The sequence below is a fragment of the Cognatundibacterium rivi genome (genome assembly GCF_018139565.1).
Classification (GTDB): domain Bacteria; phylum Pseudomonadota; class Gammaproteobacteria; order Burkholderiales; family Burkholderiaceae_D; genus Undibacterium; species Undibacterium rivi.
Genome location: NZ_JAGSPK010000001.1, coordinates 202,580 through 221,953, shown reverse-complemented (window position 1 = coordinate 221,953; position 19,374 = coordinate 202,580). Strand labels below are relative to the sequence as shown.

16 protein-coding genes are annotated in these 19,374 nt (G+C 52.9%); 5 read left to right on the top strand and 11 right to left on the bottom strand.

The window, feature by feature from the left end:
- Positions 1-84: 84 nt before the first annotated feature.
- Together KDM87_RS00940 and KDM87_RS00935 are read right to left on the bottom strand one after the other, a co-directional pair.
- Complete coding sequence (locus KDM87_RS00940; RefSeq protein ID WP_329604891.1) at positions 85-813, bottom strand: substrate-binding periplasmic protein; 729 nt, start codon at positions 811-813, stop codon at positions 85-87.
- Between the two features lie 108 nt (positions 814-921).
- Positions 922-1,752: a 1-aminocyclopropane-1-carboxylate deaminase/D-cysteine desulfhydrase gene (locus KDM87_RS00935; protein WP_212677365.1), complete on the bottom strand. Its 831-nt coding sequence runs from the start codon at positions 1,750-1,752 to the stop codon at positions 922-924.
- Positions 1,753-2,053: 301 nt separating this feature from the next.
- Between KDM87_RS00935 and KDM87_RS00930 the strand changes: the two genes are divergently transcribed.
- Both KDM87_RS00930 and KDM87_RS00925 read left to right on the top strand, forming a co-directional pair.
- A complete protein-coding gene (locus KDM87_RS00930) occupies positions 2,054-2,716 on the top strand; it encodes a GGDEF domain-containing protein (protein WP_212677364.1) in 663 nt (220 codons plus the stop codon).
- A 154-nt stretch (positions 2,717-2,870) separates the two neighbouring features.
- Positions 2,871-4,808 carry a CocE/NonD family hydrolase gene (locus KDM87_RS00925; RefSeq protein ID WP_230407534.1) on the top strand — a complete coding sequence of 646 codons (1,938 nt, stop codon included), beginning with the start codon at positions 2,871-2,873 and terminating at the stop codon, positions 4,806-4,808.
- 169 nt (positions 4,809-4,977) lie between these two features.
- Here the strand turns inward: KDM87_RS00925 and KDM87_RS00920 are convergent, their stop codons facing one another.
- From KDM87_RS00920 to KDM87_RS00900, 5 genes are all read right to left on the bottom strand, one after another.
- Positions 4,978-5,844 (bottom strand): DMT family transporter, encoded by an 867-nt coding sequence (locus KDM87_RS00920; RefSeq protein ID WP_212677363.1) that lies wholly within the window; start codon positions 5,842-5,844, stop codon positions 4,978-4,980.
- 126 nt (positions 5,845-5,970) lie between these two features.
- The gene (locus KDM87_RS00915; RefSeq protein WP_212677362.1) at positions 5,971-6,726 is read right to left on the bottom strand and encodes a LytR/AlgR family response regulator transcription factor; all 756 of its coding nucleotides are present in this window, start codon (positions 6,724-6,726) and stop codon (positions 5,971-5,973) included.
- Complete coding sequence (locus KDM87_RS00910) at positions 6,723-8,117, bottom strand: sensor histidine kinase (RefSeq protein WP_212677361.1); 1,395 nt, start codon at positions 8,115-8,117, stop codon at positions 6,723-6,725. The genes KDM87_RS00915 and KDM87_RS00910 overlap by 4 nt, the downstream gene beginning before the upstream one ends.
- Positions 8,118-8,230: 113 nt before the next feature.
- Positions 8,231-8,653, bottom strand: a complete 423-nt coding sequence (locus tag KDM87_RS00905; protein WP_212677360.1) for an ANTAR domain-containing response regulator — start codon at positions 8,651-8,653, stop codon at positions 8,231-8,233.
- Positions 8,654-8,804: 151 nt separating this feature from the next.
- On the bottom strand, positions 8,805-11,306 hold the full coding sequence (locus KDM87_RS00900; protein ID WP_230407533.1) for an alpha/beta hydrolase family protein: 2,502 nt from the start codon (positions 11,304-11,306) through the stop codon (positions 8,805-8,807).
- Positions 11,307-11,663: 357 nt separating this feature from the next.
- Here KDM87_RS00900 and KDM87_RS00895 point away from each other — a divergent pair, with 357 nt between their 5' ends.
- Positions 11,664-13,202, top strand: a complete 1,539-nt coding sequence (locus tag KDM87_RS00895; RefSeq protein ID WP_212677359.1) for a peptide MFS transporter — start codon at positions 11,664-11,666, stop codon at positions 13,200-13,202.
- A gap of 95 nt (positions 13,203-13,297) precedes the next feature.
- Here the strand turns inward: KDM87_RS00895 and KDM87_RS00890 are convergent, their stop codons facing one another.
- The 4 genes from KDM87_RS00890 to KDM87_RS00875 form a co-directional block, all read right to left on the bottom strand.
- Positions 13,298-14,476 carry an acetyl-CoA C-acetyltransferase gene (locus KDM87_RS00890; protein WP_212677358.1) on the bottom strand — a complete coding sequence of 393 codons (1,179 nt, stop codon included), beginning with the start codon at positions 14,474-14,476 and terminating at the stop codon, positions 13,298-13,300.
- 209 nt (positions 14,477-14,685) lie between these two features.
- On the bottom strand, positions 14,686-15,246 hold the full coding sequence (locus KDM87_RS00885; protein WP_186884033.1) for a phasin family protein: 561 nt from the start codon (positions 15,244-15,246) through the stop codon (positions 14,686-14,688).
- Between the two features lie 207 nt (positions 15,247-15,453).
- Positions 15,454-15,957 carry a methylated-DNA--[protein]-cysteine S-methyltransferase gene (locus KDM87_RS00880; RefSeq protein ID WP_212677357.1) on the bottom strand — a complete coding sequence of 168 codons (504 nt, stop codon included), beginning with the start codon at positions 15,955-15,957 and terminating at the stop codon, positions 15,454-15,456.
- A 9-nt stretch (positions 15,958-15,966) separates the two neighbouring features.
- Positions 15,967-17,673: an AlkA N-terminal domain-containing protein gene (locus KDM87_RS00875; protein ID WP_329604875.1), complete on the bottom strand. Its 1,707-nt coding sequence runs from the start codon at positions 17,671-17,673 to the stop codon at positions 15,967-15,969.
- Between the two features lie 331 nt (positions 17,674-18,004).
- On the opposite strand from KDM87_RS00875, the gene KDM87_RS00870 reads away from it, so the two are divergent.
- On the top strand, positions 18,005-19,216 hold the full coding sequence (locus tag KDM87_RS00870) for an MFS transporter (protein ID WP_212677356.1): 1,212 nt from the start codon (positions 18,005-18,007) through the stop codon (positions 19,214-19,216).
- Positions 19,217-19,221: 5 nt separating this feature from the next.
- Positions 19,222-19,353, top strand: a complete 132-nt coding sequence (locus KDM87_RS17850) for a hypothetical protein (protein ID WP_268977432.1) — start codon at positions 19,222-19,224, stop codon at positions 19,351-19,353.
- Positions 19,354-19,374: the final 21 nt, after the last annotated feature.

Sequence of the window (19,374 nt, the reverse complement as noted above, 5' to 3'; positions counted from 1 at the left end):
GCATGCAATGCCTCTGTTCTTTTCGGCAATGTCAGACCAGTTAGTGAGCGGTCTGGCAGTCCGCTTGCTGATCTGACAGATCGCTTATTTCTCAGACAAACCGTATTTGCGCATCAACCTGTCTTGTGTGCCGTTCTCTTGCAAGCGATGCACTATCCGATTGATCTGCTCTATTTTCCACGGCGATTTCAGCGACAAAGCACACTGGGTATACACGACAGAAAACGGGGTTTTCGACACACTGTACAAAGAATGCTTATCCGGAAATTTTTTGAAATAACCGGCAATTTCAGACTCCGAGGTAATCAGTGCTTCGGCACCACCCAGCGCGAGCAAGCGAAACATACTCGGCACATCGGTCATGTCAACGCGGCTTACCCGGCCAGCAGCCAGATCCGGTGCAATTGCAGGATAGTGATAACCGATCTGGGTCGCGATTTTTTTACCCTGTAAATCATCAGGAAACTCGCTTGGCACGACCGTTTCCTTGCGTACCACCACACGTTCTATTTGCGGCAAATTTGGAATAGTCCATGCAAAATCAGTCGGCTGATCCACCCATTGCGGACTGTGATAACAGACCAGATCAGCTTCACCGCTGACGACCGCAGGTTCAATCCGGCGACGGGAATAAGGCAAATAAACCGGCTTCGCATCCAACCCTCGGGCAATCGCATCGGTGTAGTCTTTCAACAGGCCGCCAACCAGTTGATGCTGTTTATCAAAGATGATCAGCGGATCACTCAGCGTCTCAAAACCCGCAATTTTAAGTTGATCCTGTGCCAGCACTTGCGACGCGACACATAAAGTCACTGCCAAACATGCCACCTGAAAAACGCAACGGCCATGATTTGCTGCCGCTGGTATTACTTTTTTTGTTACGACTCGTGTCACTGCATCTGCTTTCTGTCTGTTCTGATCTCACGGTGTTTTCCCATAGCCACGCAAGCCTTGCAAGCCACCGGTATGCACCGCCACCACCTTACTTTCCGGCGCGATCTGCCCGCTCAGCCACAACTGGCGCAGGGCAAACAGCATTTTTCCGGTGTACACCGGCTCCAGCAATATCCCGGTATCTTCAAAAAAAATATCGCAAAACCTGCTGAGCTCCGCGCTCACTTTAGCGTATCCACCGTGGTGGAAGGTAGTTAACAATTGATAATTCTGATGTGCGGGGTAGCCCGCCGCCGTCAATAAGCGGGCAACTTCGGCATGCAGATATTCCGCATTTTTGAATGCCGCCACCCCGATTACCCTGCCCTGCCCGCGCAATCCGGCCAGCACGCCTGCCATCGTCGCACCTGTGCCACAAGCCAGTACCATCAGATCCGGCGTAAATTCCAGCTCGCTGACAAGCTCGGCAACACCGTGTAATGCAGTCGCTGCACTGCCACCTTCGGGCAACCAGACATGCTGCACAATGCTATCAGGCAAATGCTGACGCCATGCTTCAGTGTCGTCGCGTAAAGCGCGATACGCCTCGCGTGAAACAAAGCGAATGTGCATGCCCAGCGCACGGCAATCGTCCAGCATCGCGCTGTTCATACCTTCAGACCCACGCACCAGCGCCGTCGCCGGAAACCCGGCGATCGCCGCGGCATGCGCCAGCGCGTGCAAATGATTAGACCATAAGCCGCCCATGCTGACCAGATGCACAGGCTGACCCGCCAGTGCCTGCAAAGGATATTTCAGCTTACGGAATTTATTGCCCGACACCTGCGGATGCAACAGATCATCACGCTTGATCCACAAATTCATCTGCGGAAACAAGCTGCTGTGTACCGGTTGGCAAGGAGAAAAAGGAGCAGAAAACACAATATTGTTTTTATTGCCTGATGGTAAAGTATTATATTGTCGGAGACGATGCAAAATTGCTCTGGTAAGACGATACGACGAAGGCGATGACATCGTAGGAAAAACAGCAATGCCAGGGTTTTAATTCGCCAGTATTGTATCGCCGGTTGTCAGCATCCGGGCTGACTTATGTCACAACAAGCAATTGCCGCGTGGGTCACACTGGCCGCACTGAATATTCAATGAAGTTGGAGAGTACATGCCTGCAGATGGAGATCAGCCACTGGCGAATGCCAGACAACAGCTGACACAGTTAATCAAACAAATTAAAGAAAACGGCAAGCAAGACAATCTGCTGCCGACTCTGCAAACCGTATTGACGCAGTTAGAAAGTCTGACCAAGCACGACCAGCTGACTGGCGCACTGAATCGCCGCACTTTGCTGAATATGCTCGACAGCGAATTAGCGCGCTCATATCGCACCGGCCACACTTTTTCATTTGCCGTGATCAGCGTCGATCATCTCGAAAAAATTCTGGAGCAACACGGTCAGGCCGTTGCCCGTCAGGTATTGCAAATGGTCGCCAAAGAAGCGCTCGATATGCTGCGCACACTCGATTCTTTCGGTCGCGTCGCCGCCAATGAATTTGCGATCGTGATGCCAACGACCTGGCTGGATCAAAGCCTGAAAGCCATCGCCCGCCTCAAAAAACGCGTCGCGGACTGCGACTGGAATGCCGTAGCCCCCGGCCTACAAGTGACGTTTTCAACCGGCCTGACCACCAACGCCATCAAAGACACTGCCGACATCATGCTGGCACGCGCCACCTCTGCTTTAAACACCGCCAAAGCCAAAGGCAGCGACAGTATTGCGGAAGCCGAATTACCACTACCGGAATACAACCCGGAAGACGATGAATAAGCTTGTTTTCTGAAACTCAGATTATTTGGAAACATTTCCCATCAGTTCGCGGAACTTCTGACAAATATCGCGTACTAAACCTGTACCAGCTGCGTCGTGTTTCGAACGCAGTTGCACTTACCTTGTTCATGCCTCAGCCCACTCAGGATTCTCCATGAAACTCTCTCCCCTGCTGGCCAGTCTGTTGGCCGCATTTGTATTGACCGGTACGGCGTTGCCGGTGTCTGCTGCGCAGCAATCCGTCGTCAGTCTGGACAACCGCGCCGATGCGATGAAGCAGCATGCCGACTATATCCGCGAGCATTACAGCAAATTTGAATACCGGATTCCGATGCGCGATGGTAAGGCCTTGTTCACGTCGGTGTATGTGCCGAACGACGCGAGTGCGAAAAAAACCTATCCGATACTGCTGGTGCGCACGCCGTATTCGGTCGCACCGTATGGCGCGGACAATTACAGAAGCAGTCTGGGGCCGACGGCCGAGTATGAAAAAGAAGGCTTCATTTTCGTGTTTCAGGATGTGCGCGGCGCGCATATGTCGGAGGGCGAATTCGTCAATATGCGGCCGCATCTGGATGTCAAAAAAACGTCGGCGGATATTGATGAAAGCAGCGACACCTATGACAGCATAGACTGGCTGATCAAACATCTGCCACACAATAACGGCAAGGTTGGTCAGTGGGGTATTTCTTATCCTGGCTTTTACACTTCGGCTGGCGCGATTGATTCGCATCCGGCGCTGAAGGCGATTTCGCCGCAGGCACCGATTGCGGACTGGTTCCGTGGCGACGATATGCACAGAAACGGCGCGTTCAATCTGCAGATGGCTTTCGGTTTCTTTAACAGCTTTGGACAGCCGCGCCCGCAACCGACCGACAAACGCGGCTGGAAAGAATTCAATTACGGCACGCCTGACGGCTATCAGTTTTTTCTCGAACTCGGTTCGGTTGCGAATGCAAACGACAAATATTTTAAAAACGGGATTCCGTTCTGGAATGAGATCGTTGCGCATCCCGATTACGATCAGTTCTGGCAAAGCCGCAATCTGCTGCCACATCTGAAAAATATTAAAGCCGCCGTGCTGACGGTTGGTGGCTGGTATGACACCGAAGATTTATACGGCCCGCTGCAAACCTATCGCGCGATAGAAAAGCAAAATCCGGGCATACAAAATACGCTGGTGATCGGCCCATGGACACACGGCGGCTGGACGCGTGGCGATGGCGACAAGGTTGGCGATGCGAATTTCGGTTTCAAGACGGTGCGCAATTATCAGCCGGTCGAATTCGCGTTCTTTAAACACCATCTGAAAGGCGGCGAGAAACCAGCGTTGCCGGAAGCCTGGATGTTTGAAACCGGCGCGAATCGCTGGCGTGGTTTCGATGCCTGGCCGCCGAAAGAAAGCAAAGAACAGGCTTTGTATTTCCATGCAAACGGCAAGCTGAGTTTCACAGCGCCAACAGCAAACACAGCAAACGAAAGTGGCTTTGATGAATACGTCAGCGATCCGGCCAAGCCTGTGCCGTATACAACCGAGATTCTGAACGGCTGGAGCAAACAATATATCGCCGCCGACCAACGTTTTGCCAGCCGCCGCCCGGATGTGCTGACCTGGCAAACCGAGGTGCTGGATAAAGATGTGACGCTGGCGGGGCCGCTGAATGCCGATTTATTTGTCAGCGTCACCGGCACTGATGCCGATTTCGTGGTCAAGCTGATCGACGTGTCGCCGCCCGATGCGCGGGACGGGCAGATCAATCGCGGCAATCAGCAAACGCTGGTGCGCGGTGAACCTTTCCGCGCGCGCTTCCGCGATGGCTTTGAAACGCCGAAACCCTTCACGCCAAACGCAGTGACGAAGGTCGCGTTCAATATCAACGATGTACTGCATACGTTTCAGCGCGGTCACCGCATCATGGTGCAGGTGCAGTCAAGCTGGTTCCCGTTCATCGACCGCAATCCGCAAACTTTTGTGCCGAATATTTACGCGGCCAAAGACAGCGATTTCGTTAAAGCCACGCATCGCGTTTATCACAGCAGCAATCAGGCGAGTGCGCTGCGGGTGAAGGTCTTGCCTGCGCCGGGCGAATGACACGGGCAGCGATAATTACCGACAGAAATGACAATAAAAAAAGCCCGGAATTTCCGGGCTTTTTTCCATTTTATAGGGAGTATGTGTCAAAAAATGCTTAATCTCCTTATAAACAAAGGGCGTTAAAAAATACTCCCCCCCAGTATATTTTCGTGCTTTTGAGGCGTTTTCAAGAGCTTTTAGGTGCAAACACCACCAGCCACGTCGCCAGTACCACGCCCGCGCAACCGATCAATGTGCTCATGGTGATGGCTTCATGCAAAAACAAATGTCCCCACAACAAGGCAAACAGCGGTATCAGAAAAGTCACCGTCAGCGCTTTGGTCGGCCCCACATCTGTCATCAGGCGGAAGTAAATCAGATAGGCGACTGCGCTGCATAACAGCGCCAGCGCTGCGCCCAGCAGCAGAATCTGGCTGGTGATTTCACCTTGTACCGGCGCCAGCGGCAGAAACGGCAGCAACACGAAAGCGGCACCGACTTGCGAGCCGGTCGCCATTTGCATGGAATTCATCGCGCCGGATACTTTTTTGGAATAGATGCCTGCCAGCGCATAACAGATCGTCGCGCCGACGCAAGCCAGCACACCGAGCAACAAATCACTGGTGAATGCGACAGGCCCCAGACGCACAAGAAAACCGACGCCGACCACGCCGCACAACATGCCCAGCATTTTGCGGCCGGTGAAACGTTCACTCAGAAAAATCGCGCCCATCACTGCGCCCCATAAGGGGCTGGTGGCATTCACAATCGCAGAATAACCAGCAGGCATACGCATCGCGGCAAACGAATACAAGGCAAAAGGCAGCGCCGAATTCACCAGACCCAGCAGCAGATATTGCCGCCAGTGACGCCGGATATCGATCGGCTTTTGCGTCGCCAGCATCAATAAAGTTAAGGCAAGCCCCGCCAGACCAACGCGGATTTCTGCGGTCCATAATGCGCCCAGGACAGGTGCCAGCACCCGCATGAACAGAAACGAAGCACCCCAGATCGCAGCCAGCGATAAAAGGCGAAGAAGATCAACACTGCGCATGCGGTTTTCCGTATCGATGAAAAACGCCCAGCTTAACAAATTAGCGTCAGCGCCGCTGGCTATTTCCGGTCATCACGTGCCGACGCGGTGTCAACGTTCATCGTCAAATCGGCATTTAATCGGTGTCTACATCGGCTTAAAGCGCCATGCATAGGCCTGACTGACTTTGAGTTTTTCCGGGCTGCCGTGCAGCTCCACCAGATAGCGCCCCATGTCGTCACGCTGCGCGCGTGCAATCGCATCGGCGCGCACCACCGTGCCGCGATGGATCTGCCAGAAGATATCGGGGTCGAGTCCTTCCATCAATTCTTTCAGCGGCTTGCGCACATGCGCTTCGTCATGCCCGCACACGACACGGGTATATTTTTCATCGGAACTGAAAAACAGAATTTTTTCTATCGGGAACATCTTGATCGTATCGCCGACGCTGGCGCTGATCCAGCGTATGCGCTCGGCCGCATTGCCACGGATGCGCTTGTCGAGTTCCGACATCAACTGGCTCAGATCGGGTGCGACTTGTTTGCTGGCAAGACGCGCTTTCAGACGCGCAATTGCTTCCGCCAGCCGCGCCTGCGCCACTGGCTTCAACAGATAATCGATTGCACCGGCGGCAAACGCATCGAGTGCATGATTGTCATACGCAGTGGTGAACACCGCATGACAACGCCCTTTGACGGCATTTGCGACATCCAGCCCCGACATGCCCGGCATGCGAATATCCAGAAATGCGATGTCGGGCTGGTGGGTATAAATTGCATCGAGCGCATCAGCGCCATGCTCGCACTCGGCGATAATCTGCAGTTCCGGCCATAACTCATTGAGCATGCGGCGCAATTCCTTACGTGGTAAATCTTCATCTTCAGCGATGATGGCGGTGATCATGCAGCCTCCGTCTGTTTTTCTAAAGGAATCGTGATGATGGCAGCAACCCCGCCCTCGGGACGGGCTTTCAACAGCAGGCTGGCGCGGTCGCCGTACATCGCCGCTAACCGCTGATGGATATTCGCCAGGCCAATGCCAGAGCCGCTGTTGTGACCGCCGAAGCCGACGCCATCATCTTCAACGCGCATTTCCAACATGCGCGGCTCTGGAGTTTCTTGCGTTTCTTGTGTTTCGATGACACGCACTGTCACGGCGATGTGCGCCGCGCCGACCTTGGGTTCTATGCCGTGTTTGATCGCATTTTCCACCAGCGAAATCAGCATCAGCGGCGGCACTGCGGCGTCAGCAATCTGTGACTCGACACTGAAACTCAGGCGCGGAATGCGCGCCTGCATCAGGCTCAGATACGCATGTGCGGCGTCAAGTTGCTTGCTTAAACGCGACTGCACCGAGCCGCCGTCGTCGCGCATCTGCGGTATGGTCGCCCGCAGATAATCGACCAGATGATCGACAATCGCGACCGCCCGCGCTGGCTCAGTGCTGATCGCCGAACGCACACCGGCCAGCGTGTTGAACAGAAAATGCGGTTCCACCTGCGCAGCCAATACCGACAAGCGTAATTCGGTTTCTCTTTGCATCGCCTGCGCCTGTTCTGATGCGCGCTTACTCTGAGCGACTTTCAACATATTGCGCTGACGAGAAAACAGCCAGAGATCGTAACCACCGCTGAGGTAAATACAGACTGAAGACAATACCAAACCGATATAAAAGCCTTTCCAGAAATCCGCGCCTGACATATCAGGTGGATGTGGCGTGCGGTTTTGTTTGCCATCCTGCAAGCCCTGCTCAAATCCGGCTTTGAATTCAGATAACCAGTTTCCCGCAGGCGTGGCCGCGGTTGTTTTTGCAGAATCCGGCGAACCAGAATAATGCAATTTCAGCGCGGTCAGCATCGGTGCCTCGTAATGCAATAATTGCTGTGTCGCCTGCCTCGCTGCAAAAAATAGCAACAGACTGCACAATAATCCGGCACATAAAACCGTGATCAGACAACGCCATTCTTTTTTTTCTGCGTAGCCGCGTTGTCGCATCCAGACCGCCAGCGCAGCACCACCAAGATGCATCGCGGTACCGGCAAGAGACAGCGGTATCCAGACAACAAAAAGGGTGCGCCAGTCAGCGCCGCGCGCCGCATCGATCAGAAAAATCAGCAGCAGCGCGGGAATCAGTGTCCCTACCCAGGCACGGGCACGATAGCGATACCAGGTGCGTGAAAACACCGGGTAATTGCGCGCCCGGGTCAGCCAGGATTCGCTTCGGGCGGAGACTTCCGGTGGCAATATTTCTTCATTCGCTGATGGCGGCATATGGCTTGCAGGTGTGGCTGACATGATCTTCCTTTTCACAGACGAATGCAGTCTACGCGGGCATCATGGGATTGCGTGAGCATGCGACGAATGCAGATCAGGGCGGATAAAACAGCTGTCGTACCGGATGAAACTGTTCAGGCCGGTTCAGTGCCACCGCTGCCGGCGGCTTCGGCATTCGCACGCTGTTGTTTGGCAATACGCAGGATGGTGTTGCGGATGGAAGTCAGAACGGCGACGGAATTGAAAGGTTTCACGATAAAACCATGGACGCCGCGCTGCTGCGCTTCCTGAATCAACCCGGCGTTAATGCCGGAAGACACCAGAAACAGCAGCGACTTTGGCAGCTCGGTGCGTAGCTGGGTGACGATGGCCCAACCAGCTTCATCTGTTTCGCCAAGATCGATGCAAACAATCTGCGGCCTGAGCCGGATCACGCGTGCGAGGCTGGCGGGGGCGAGATTAGCGTCAGCAATCACTTCGTGGCCGCCGTTATTGAGTACGGAAGTCAGTAAATTGCGGGCAATCGCATTCGCGTCCAGAATAACGGCTTTGAGCATAGAAAACCTGACAAGATAAAAGCAATTTGCATCTTAATGCAAAACTTTAATGTAAAACATTAAGTAAGGGGAAAAAGGCGGAAAAAGCCACATCCGGCTATGTGGGCACCATGCAATCTAAGTATCGTCAGATGCCCTCAATGGCAGATATTCAGTCTTTCTCTCCGGCTTCACCTTTCGCATTTTTCACATAGGTTTCCAGCCAGCGATCCTGTTCCCACAGCATGTGCAGGACCGATTCCCGCGCACGATAGCTATGGCTTTCATTCGGCAACATCACCAGACGCGTCACCGCGCCCAGACCTTGCAAAGCCTGATACATGCGTTCACTTTGGATAGGGAAAGTGCCGGGGTTATTATCTTGTTCACCGTGAATAAAGAGTATCGGATCTTTGATCTGATTCGCGAAATTAAACGGTGACATTTCCTGATACGTCTTGCGTGCCTGCCAGAAATTGCGTTCTTCTGACTGAAAACCAAACGGTGTCAGGGTGCGATTATAAGCACCGGAACGGGCAATACCGGCGCGGAACAAACGCGTGTGCGTCAGCAGATTGGCCGTCATGAAAGCGCCATAGCTATGACCGCCGATCGCGATGCGGTTGCGGTCGGCAACACCAAGCCGCACGACTTCGTCGATCGCGGCTTCGGCACTCATTTTGAGTTGTTCGAGGTAAGTGTCGTTTGGCTCTTTCTTCCCTTCACCGATAATCGGCATGGTCGGGCCATCCAGCACGGTATAACCACGTGCCAGCATGACTTGCGGACCGTTATAGGAAATCCGGTTGAATTTATACGGTGAACCATTCACCTGACCGGCTGCCTCCGCTGTTTTAAATTCCCGTGGATACGCCCACATAATCATGGGACGCGGGCCATCCCGTTTCGGGTCGTAGCCTGGCGGCAAATACAGGGTCGCAGTCAGATCAACACCATCTTCACGTTCATAACGCAGTTGCTGCTTTTTCACGCCCTTGAATTGCGGCAAAGGATGGGGGAACTGCGTCAACGCCCGCGCTACTTCATTGTGTGCCAGATCGCGGACGAAATAATTAGGGCGTTCTTCGTTTGATTCGCGGCTGGTGACGATGCTGGTACCTTTATCATTCAACAAACCCAGCACTTCTTCGTAATACGGCGCCTGCGAGCGGAACATGCGTACCGCTTGCTTACTATTCAGATCAAACCGGTCCAGAAACGGGCGATCACCGTCCGGGCTGGCACCATTGCCGGTCATGAAAATCGACTTACCATCCGGTGCCACGCGCAGCACTGCGCGGCCATACTGATTTTGCGTCATCACGGGCTGCCCTGGATGCGCATACTGATCTTCCGATTTACGGGCAAACAAGAGTTCCGGTTTACTGTCGACGACGCCGGGACGTATCCGCCAAATGCGGGTATCACGGGTTTTCCACCAGCTTTCCGTCAACAGCGCCAGGCCGTCATTACCCCATTGAATATTATTGAAGCGCCACGCCAGATCCATCAGTTTTTGTGGTGGCGCATCAAACGGTGCGGCCTGTTGCATCAGGACGTCGTGTACTTTCACAGGCGCTTCAGGGTCACCACCGGCCTGTGCTTCCAGCCAATACAAGGTAGCGGGCTTATCATTACGCCAGGCAAAATCACGCGGCCCAGCCTGTACCGCATCATTCCCGGTGGGCAAACGCTCACGCATAGGACGTTCGGCGATGGTTTTCACTTTCTTGCCATTCTCATCCCACAATTCGATCAATTGTGGAAAACGATCCACCGGAAGCATCGTCGAATAAGGGCGGCGTAATTGTGTCGTCAGAATCAGATTGCCATCGGGCGAAGCCTGCGCTTTGGTCAGCGTCATGACAGGGCCGACACGGCGCAGATCGCCGCTGATGCTGACAAATGCCAGTTGTGTTTGCAATTGCCAATCCAGCATATCGGCGTCCGCTGCTGTTTTCAGCATGTCGGGATAAGTACGGTTTTGCGTCAGCTTGCCGCCCTTACTTTCCAGCATATTGGGCCCCAGCGGCTTTTGCGTCAGATTCGGTGCTGGTTTCTGGCGGGCAGGCAGTAAGCGCACCAGCAATTGCTCGGAGCCATTGCTCCAGGCGAATCCGGCGCTGGCGACGGCATTCAGTTTTTCGTCGATCAGCCGTTGTGCATGTGCTTTCTTCACGTCCAGCAACCAGAGTTCTACGCCATCATCGGTCCAGCGACTGAACGCCAACCATTTTTCATCCGGCGACCACAGTGTTTCAGCAATCCGTGGCTTCGCTGGCAAACCGCTGACTTCGCGGATTTTCCCGCTTGCCACGTCCAGCAGACTCAGGCTGTTACCAAAATCAAAATGGCTGGCAGCGTGGGTACGGGGATTGATACGCAAACCCGCCAGTTTGAGTTCAGGCTGCGCGACTTCGGCGATACCCGGCAAACCCGGCAAGCCGACCAGCAATGCTGTTTTGCGCTGTGGCCCGAGTTTAAACACCGGCCCACGCGGTGCGTCAACGATGGCCTGTAATTCCGCCGGCGGCAAACGATAATTGCCTTCTGCGGCAGTGACAGGAAGCGCTGTGCCTGAGGTGGCAACGGCCGGGATGTGGATGCCGGACAACAGTGCCACCGCGCCTGCAATGATCACCGTGGAAGGAAATCGGGAAGTAAAAAACATCATTCGTATATTCATCACTATATTAAAAAGCCGCACCAAAACGAGCAGCATCGCCTGCATTTTTATCGAAAATGCGCATCAGGATCGCACAAATTCACGCTTGGGCAAACCTGCCATTCTCAGAACCACGTCCCGATTGCCTGTCGGATGCCTCGCGGATGGCGTCGCAAAGGCTTATCCACACTCATTCGCTGCGTTGGCACAACATTTGCTGCAACGCACAATATGTCTTTCTATATGAGTTTTTCATCGTGGTAAGCTACGCGCCGAATTGATTCAATTCAAATCATTCTTGCCTCAGGCTTGAAAATTTATTTGCTGGCGAATCATCATCCAATTAAACCAACAACGGAGAGCAATTTGAACAAAATTCAAAATCCAGGGGTGAACACTATCCTCGGACACCCCGATAGCTTATTTGTTCTGTTTTTCACAGAAATGTGGGAACGATTTTCTTATTATGGTATGCGTGCATTGCTGGTCTTGTTTCTGGTCACAGAAACAGCCAAAGGCGGCTGGGGCTGGACCCGCGCAGATGCCGCCAATCTGTATGGCTGGTACACCGGTCTCGTCTATCTGACACCGATCATCGGCGGCTATATTGCCGATAAATTCCTCGGCAGCCGTCGCGCAGTCGTACTCGGCGGTTTCATCATCGCGGCAGGTCATGCATCATTGCTGTTTGATACGCCAACCATGTTCTACGTTGGTCTGTCACTGATCGTTGCCGGTACCGGGATGTTCAAGCCGAATATTTCTGCGATTGTCGGTCAGTTGTACACCAAAGATAACGAACACTTGCGCGATTCCGGCTACACCCTGTTTTATATGGGCGTCAATTCCGGCGCGTTTTTCGGTATTTTGCTGTGCGGTTATATCGGTGAAAAAATCTCCTGGTCTTATGGTTTTGGACTCGCCGGTATATTTATGCTGTTAGGCGCGATCCAGTTTTATCTGGGACAAGGCATTTTCGGTAACATCGGTTTATCGAAAGATCAGAGAGCGGCGACCAACACTGTTGAAGTCGTCGTCGAAGAACCAGCGGCCAACATCGTTGCTGATCGTATTAAAGCAATTGCCGTTTTCTCTTTCTTCACGATTTTCTTCTGGTTCGCATTTGAACAAGCCGGTGGCTCAATGACGATCTTCGCGGCCGACTACACCGACCGTAATCTGGTGGGCACCGCAGGTACCACCTTTAAAATTATCAACAGCCTGATGACGGTGATTCCGACCATGATTCTCAGCTGGCTGCTGGTGAAGCTGTTCGCCGGTACCGCTAAGAACTATCTGGTATCCAATCTGTTGTTGGTCGTCTGTCTGGGTACGATCTGGGCGTTAGTTCTGTGGATGCTGCAGCGTGAATTTGCGCTGGATCAGTCCAGCGTTCCAGCGACCTGGTTTGGTGTGCTGAACTCGTTTTTCCTGGTGATTCTGGCACCGATGTTTTCCAAAATGTGGGACAAATACTGGGATCCTAGCGGCCCGGTTAAATTCGGTACGGGTCTGGTTCTGCTTGGTATCGGATTTGCGGCACTGGCCTATGGCTCGTCCACTATTCCAGCCGGTGCGAAGACTGCCTCGATCAGCATGGTCTATCTGATTCTGGCGTATTTCTTCCATACGATGGGTGAGCTCTGCCTGTCACCAGTCGGCTTGTCTTACATCAGTAAGCTCGCACCTCCGCGTTTGCTCGGTCTAATGTTCGGTTTGTGGTTCCTGAATACCGCCATCGCCAATAAATTGGCGGGTCTGACGGGTAGTTATATTGACGAGATTTCGAACACGTATTCGATGTCGACTTTCTTCCTGATCTTCACCATCATCCCGATTTCTGCCGGCATTGTTCTGATGCTGATGAATAAATGGATGGCAAAGAAAATGCACGGGATCAACTAATCTAGAGTATCCGCCCCAACAAAAATCCCCGCCAAAAGCGGGGATTTTTTTTAACTATTTCCGACAAATCTTAGCAAGATTCTGTCTCAGATTTATTAAGAACGTTCGATTGCCAGCGCCACGCCCATACCACCACCGATACACAAACTCGCCAGACCTTTTTTAGCATCGCGGCGTATCATTTCATGAATCAGGCTGACCAGAATACGGCAACCAGAGGCCCCGATAGGATGGCCAATCGCAATCGCACCGCCATTCACGTTGATCTTGCTGGTGTCCCAGCCCATTTCTTTATTCACACCGATGGCCTGCGCGGCAAACGCTTCGTTGATCTCCATTAAATCCAGATCAGCATGCGTCCAGCCAGCTTTTTTCAGGCACAGTTGTGCAGCGGGCACAGGGCCCATGCCCATGATGGATGGGTCTACGCCTGCCGACGAATACGCCTTGATCCGCGCCAGCACTGGCAATCCCAGCTCTTCCGCTTTCTTTGCCGACATCATGATTACCGCCGCCGCACCATCGTTGAGACCGGAAGCATTACCTGCGGTGACGGTACCGCTTTTGTCGAAGGCAGGACGGAGTGCAGACAAGGATTCCAGAGTAGCGCCATGTTTGATGAATTCATCAGTATCGAAGACGACCGTGCCTTTTTTCGACACGATTTCTACCGGTATGATTTCATCTTTGAACTTGCCAGCTTTTTGTGCCGCTTCCGCTTTGTTTTGTGAGGCAAGCGCGAATATGTCCTGCTCTTCACGGCTGATACTGTATTTCTTAGCGACGTTTTCAGCGGTAATACCCATGTGGTATTGGTTATAGACATCCCACAAACCATCCACGATCATGGTGTCGACCAGTTTCGTGTCACCCATACGGAAACCATCGCGCGAGCCATTCAGCACATGCGGCGAAGCGCTCATATTTTCCTGACCACCAGCGATGATAATGTCCGCGTCACCGACTTTAATGGCCTGCGCCGCCAGATGCGTTGCTTTCAAACCGCTGCCGCAGACTTTATTGATCGTCATCGCTGGCACCATCACAGGCAAACCCGCTTTGATGACGGCCTGACGTGCTGCATTCTGCCCAACGCCTGCCGTCAACACCTGACCAAGCAAAACTTCGTTGATCTGGTCGCCGCTCAAACCCGTTTTGGCGAGCAAGCCTTTAATCACTATCGCACCCAATTCGGCGGCCGGGATTTTAGCCAGGGAACCACCAAATTTACCTACCGCTGTACGACCAGCAGCAACAATGACGACGTCTTGCATGTTGAATCTCCTGTTATAAAAAAAGGTGCGTCAGACAAAATGCCTATTCTGTCTGATCCGGTAGTGGTCAGATTACACCAGCTTGCCTGTTGATGTTCATCCAGCATAAATTTTGAGCAAAAAAAAAGCTCCCGATTGCTGGGAGCTTTTTGATTCAGGCGAAGTTCATAGCGAACTTGTCCTTGCTTTACTTAAGTAACTTAAGTTACTTATTTTTTCTTTGGCGTCGCTTTTTCAGCAGCTTGGGTGAACTGTTGTGTTGCTTTTGCCAGATTTTCTTCCAATGTTTCTACCGCTTGCTTGGTCGTTTTGGACAATTGCTCGTAACCGGCGTTGATGTTACCAACCACAGATTTCAAGGCTGTCACAGCTTGTTCTGAACCCGCTGGTGCATTTTTGGTAACTTCATCGATCAGGGAAATCACTTTAGTATTTGTTTCAGCGATATGCGCTTCCACTGCTTTTGTGAACTCTTGCTGAGTAGCAGAAGTGATACTGGCCAGATGACGACCGTATGCCAGTGCTTTTTCTGCAGTTGGCTGTGCTTGCGCTGTTGTCAGTGTGAAAAATTCCTGAGGATCTTTTGCGCTCAACAGTTGTTTCGCAGCAGCAGTGCCTTCTTCGATACTGGCTTTAGCAGCGTTCACGTTCAGGGCAAACAATTGCTCCAGACCTTCAAACGCTTTTTTGTTCAATGCCGTCAGGGAAGCAAACTGCGCTTCGAGGTTGGCTTTAGTTGCAGCAATAAATTGTTCTGGTGATGTAGACATGGCATTCTCCGTTAAAGGGGATTAATAATCGGCAGCGCCTTCCACAACTTCTTTAAATGGTGCACCGCAACAAGTTCAATTCTACACGGCATATTTCATACGTCAAGCTTTTTTTTGTGCATCGCAACAAAATGATGTAAATGATATCATTTAAAAAATGCAACCCCTAATACCCATCAGGCTTTCCAGCCTGTTTCGGGCTGAGACTCAGGTAAATAGCGGGGCTTGATGCAGCGATTGATATGCCTCTAATTGTAGCAAAGCCTGCTTATTTTTTAAGCCGCCAGCATAGCCGGTCAGCGCACCGTTCGCCGCGATCACCCGGTGACAAGGAACAATAATTGACAAGGGATTGCGCCCGTTAGCCGCGCCAACCGCTCTGACCGCCGATAGTTTGTCGATGCTGGCGGCAAGAGTACCGTAACTGCAGGTCTGACCGAAAGGGATCTGCTGCAACGCCCGCCACACACTTTGCTGAAATGGTGTGCCCGACGACATGTCGAGCGGAAGATCAAAATGCTGGCGCTGACCGGCAAAATATTCTCGCAGTTGTTGCGTTGCCAGTTGCAATAGCGGATGCGCCGGTGCGGCTTGCCAGCCCTGTATGCCCTTGAAATGCTGGTGCTGTTCAAAGTAGACACCGCTCAGCCCCATGTCGCTCGTAGCCACACAAAGCACGCCGAGTGGGCTGTTGAATTCTGTATATTTCATCACTTCCCCTTATTTTTCTGTCGCTTTGCTCGCTGCATTGCACTCACCAGGGCGGTCCATCGTGGTCAGCGACTGCCACAACAACATCGCGGCATAAGCGCGCCAGGGTGACCACGCTTGTGCCTGCAACAGCAACTGCTTTTCCGTCCAGCGCATCTGGGCAGGGGACGCCGCCAGTGGTGATAATTGTGCCGCTGCCTTTTGCAAACCGAGATCACCGGCAGGAAAAGCATCGGGAAAACGCAGAGCACGCATCGCGATATATTGCGCCGTCCATTCACCGATACCGCGCACGCTTTTCATGTTGTCCAGCATCGTCACCTGCGTGCTATCCAGTAAGCGTTCAAAACCACCCGCCAGTGCGAAGCGGGCGACATTCTGCAAGGTCTGGGCACGCGTTGCTGGAATCCCTATCCCCGCCAATTCATTGATGGGTAGCGCGATAATCGTTTCCGGCTTCGGAAAATGACGCGTAATCGCCGCCAACGGCGTATCGACCGTATCGCCGAAGCGCTGCACCAGACGACCGGCAACGGTCGTCGCACCCGCCACGCTGACCTGCTGCCCCAGCACCGCACGGATCGCCAGTTCAAAGCTGTCAAACGCCCCCGGCACACGCAAGCCCGGTGTTGCCTGTATCTGCGCGGCCAGCAGCGCATCTTGTTGCAAGTGGCTTTGAATAAATGCGGGATTCGCTTCCAGATCAAATTGCTGCCGCACGCGTGCCAGCACTGGCATCAATACCGGCGTCAGTTGCGGCGCGAGTTGTAGTAATAACTGGTTTTTCTGCGGCAAATGACTGACCTTCAGCCAGCCTGAAATGCCTTGTATGCGTACGCTGCGCACGTAGGTGGCCTGATCACCTTCCTGACCTTCATGAATGACGGCTTCCATTCCCGGCATAGCACGTCCGCGTAAATAGCTGATGACTGCATCCCACGCATACGGCGGACGATACGCGAGGCGCAAAGAAATACTTTCGCCACGCCCATCTGCCGCACGTCGCACCGAGCCTGGTGCCATCTGATAACGTTGCAAAAAAAGAGCGTTGAAACGTCGGACGCTGCCAAAACCAGCGGCAAACGCGATATCTGTCATGGGCAGGCTGGTTTCTTGCAGCAGTTTTTTGGCAAATAACAACCGCTGGGTTTGCGCGAGTTCGACCGGGCTGGCACCGAATTCCTGCAATAACACGCGCCTGAGCTGGCGGGACGACAAACCTATCTGTTGCGAGAAAACTTCGACACTCATTGCATTCAAAGCGCCGTCAGCAATTTTTTTCCAGATTGCATGCGCGAGATTCTGTTGTATCGCATACGGTGCCAGCTCAGGACGACAGCGCAGACAAGGACGATAGCCCGCCGCTTCTGCAGCTGCTGCCGTCGAAAAAAACTCGCAGGAACTTTCACGCGGTGTCCTGACCGCGCAAACCGGGCGGCAATATATCCCTGTTGTTTTTACGCCGGTAAAAAAGACGCCGTCAAAGCGGCTGTCTTTTGCGGCGAGCGCACGATAGTAATGATGTGCCTCGCGCGTCAGCCTGCCCGGGTTGGTCTCTGGTGTATTCATCGTGATGTCGTTATCGGTACGTATGTGCTCTTTATACGCGTTGACCGGCGCCAGATCTAGCCATTTCCGGACATGCGAATTATTGCCGACGCCACTTATCCCTGTTCCATGGCCAGCACAGGCGTCATGGTAAAACCGGCAGGCCACATGAATTAGACGTTTCCACTACACTAGGGCCTGTTAACATTTAAATTACGTGTGCGAAAGGGGTAAAACAGTTGCAGGGCTAGGCGCAGCCCGCGCAGCAGTGTGATCACTGTCAGCGGGATGCAACAACGCCATGCGGCTGTTTTACCCCTTTCCCTCTGGGTTCAAGCCAAAACGCGCGCTGGACTGCGTTGCGCGTCTTGTCAGGGGCACCAGCCCTGACTGCGACACACGCCTTGCCAGCCCACGTTTTGGCTTGAACGCATCTCGTAATTTAAATGTTAACAGGCCCTAGCTGATCTTATAAATATATGTGCAGAAAGCATAAGCCATGACCATCAAGCAATCTCCCGATCTGAAAACCGTCCTCATCGCCAGCGGCTTTGTATTAACGCTCGCCATGGGCGTGCGTCATGGCTTTGGCTTCTGGTTGCAGCCGATTTCACAAGCGCATGGCTGGACCCGCGAAACCTATTCGATGGCGATGGCAATCCAGAATTTGTTATGGGGCGTATTCGGGCCATTCGCCGGTATGGCTGTCGATAAATTCGGTACTACACGGGTTGTCATCTTCGGCGCGCTGATGTATGCGGCGGGTTTGCTGTGGATGGCAACGGTCAGTCATCCGCTGCTGTTTGTTATCGGTTCCGGCGCGTTATTAGGGGCGGCGCTCGCCTGTACCGCTTTTGGTGCCGTCAGCAGCATTATCGGGCGCACCGCACCGGCGAATAAACGTTCATGGGCATTCGGCATTTCTTCCGCCGCGAGTTCTTTTGGTCAGTTTGTGATGATGCCGGTCGAGCAGCAATTAATTACCCACAGCGGCTGGCAGACGGCGTTTTATCTGCTGGCGGGCTTACTGATCGCTGTCATGTTACCGATGGCCTGGAAACTGCGCGAACCTCCGGTTGATCATAGTCATGGCCCGCAGCAAAGTATCAAAGAGGCTATCCACGAAGCGTTCTCTCATAAGCCTTTCTTATTTTTAGTCGCAGGTTATTTTGTCTGTGGTTTTCAGGTGGTTTTTATCGGCGTACACATGCCGGCCTATCTGAAAGACAAAGGCATACTCGACCCTAACGTGGCGGTGTTGGCACTCGCCCTCATAGGCTTGTTCAATATTTTCGGCTCGTATTACGCCGGTAAGCTCGGTGGCATGTTCCAGAAACGTTACCTGCTGTCGTCCATCTATCTGTCCCGCACGGTTGTGATCAGCCTGTTTCTACTGGCACCACTGTCGTCCTATTCGGTGTACATATTCGCCGCGGCTATGGGCTTGATATGGTTATCGACAGTACCACTGACTAATGGCGTCATCGCGAGCATCTTTGGACTGAAATATCTCTCCATGTTGTCTGGCTTTGTATTTTTCTCGCATCAGGTCGGCAGTTTTATGGGTGTCTGGCTCGGCGGCTATATCTACACGCTGATGGGCAATTACAACCTCGTCTGGGGCATTACGCTGGCACTCGGTATTTTTGCGGCACTGATCAACCTGCCGGTGAATGAAAGCCCGGTTGAACGTCAGACGGCAACGGCATAACGATAATGAAACTGCGCCAGACATTGTGGAAGCTGTCTCTGTTCCTGTTGCTGCTACTCGTGCTGGCAGTGGCGTTTCTGGCCTATCTGCAGCCTGGGTTTGTGCTTGATCTCGCCAATCGTTTTGTGCTTTGCTGACTCATTGACTATTCATTAGAG

Bases quoted from the DNA above. Each gene is read 5' to 3' on its own strand.
- KDM87_RS00900 (WP_230407533.1), bottom strand. From the start codon at position 11,306: ATGATGTTTTTTACTTCCCGATTTCCTTCCACGGTGATCATTGCAGGC.
- KDM87_RS00910 (WP_212677361.1), bottom strand. From the start codon at position 8,117: ATGTCAGCCACACCTGCAAGCCATATGCCGCCATCAGCGAATGAAGAA.
- KDM87_RS17850 (WP_268977432.1), top strand. From the start codon at position 19,222: ATGAAACTGCGCCAGACATTGTGGAAGCTGTCTCTGTTCCTGTTGCTG.
- KDM87_RS00885 (WP_186884033.1), bottom strand. From the start codon at position 15,246: ATGTCTACATCACCAGAACAATTTATTGCTGCAACTAAAGCCAACCTC.
- KDM87_RS00930 (WP_212677364.1), top strand. From the start codon at position 2,054: ATGCCTGCAGATGGAGATCAGCCACTGGCGAATGCCAGACAACAGCTG.
- KDM87_RS00915 (WP_212677362.1), bottom strand. From the start codon at position 6,726: ATGATCACCGCCATCATCGCTGAAGATGAAGATTTACCACGTAAGGAA.
- KDM87_RS00905 (WP_212677360.1), bottom strand. From the start codon at position 8,653: ATGCTCAAAGCCGTTATTCTGGACGCGAATGCGATTGCCCGCAATTTA.
- KDM87_RS00925 (WP_230407534.1), top strand. From the start codon at position 2,871: ATGAAACTCTCTCCCCTGCTGGCCAGTCTGTTGGCCGCATTTGTATTG.
- KDM87_RS00870 (WP_212677356.1), top strand. From the start codon at position 18,005: ATGACCATCAAGCAATCTCCCGATCTGAAAACCGTCCTCATCGCCAGC.
- KDM87_RS00920 (WP_212677363.1), bottom strand. From the start codon at position 5,844: ATGCGCAGTGTTGATCTTCTTCGCCTTTTATCGCTGGCTGCGATCTGG.
- KDM87_RS00890 (WP_212677358.1), bottom strand. From the start codon at position 14,476: ATGCAAGACGTCGTCATTGTTGCTGCTGGTCGTACAGCGGTAGGTAAA.
- KDM87_RS00880 (WP_212677357.1), bottom strand. From the start codon at position 15,957: ATGAAATATACAGAATTCAACAGCCCACTCGGCGTGCTTTGTGTGGCT.